The organism is Streptomyces millisiae (assembly GCF_031845425.1).
GTDB classification, from domain to species: Bacteria; Actinomycetota; Actinomycetes; order Streptomycetales; family Streptomycetaceae; genus Streptomyces; species Streptomyces millisiae.
The window spans coordinates 1-438 of sequence record NZ_JAVREM010000334.1; the positions used below are offsets into that span (position 1 = coordinate 1).

Below are 438 nucleotides of genomic sequence, written 5' to 3' on the forward strand. Positions count from 1 at the left end.
GTAGACGAGTGGTACCAGCAGCGCGAATACTTTGGCCGAGAACATCTTTCGGGCCGGTTCAGCTTCGTCCACCGGCCCGGGCAGGACCGTGGTGGGGGTGGCGACGACGGTCGCGGTGGCGGAGCCGCCGTTGGTAGACGGCATGGCGAGGGGTTTGGGAGTAACGCCGTCGGCGGTAGTGCCCACGTCCGAACCTGTGTCCGGTCCGGACTCAGAGTCCGCCGGCAAGTCGGTCGGACGTCGGTCGGCCTCGGTCTCCCACTCCTGTAACAGGTCCGGGGAGGGGGTCCGCCAGGTATGTCGCTGCGTGGCATAGGTGATGGCCAGGGCCGTCAGCCCGACGATCAGCGAGAGCACCATCGCCTTGTCGGCCACCGCGTCGGGGCCCACTCCAGCAGCTTTCGCTGAGATACCAGGGGCGACTTTGATGATGTAGTC

At 66.4% G+C, this 438-nt stretch carries 1 pseudogene; it reads right to left on the minus strand.

The features are described 5' to 3' along the window. Nucleotides 1-375, minus strand: a pseudogene (locus RNC47_RS36945) (hypothetical protein); the annotation flags it as partial. Nucleotides 376-438: the final 63 nt, after the last annotated feature.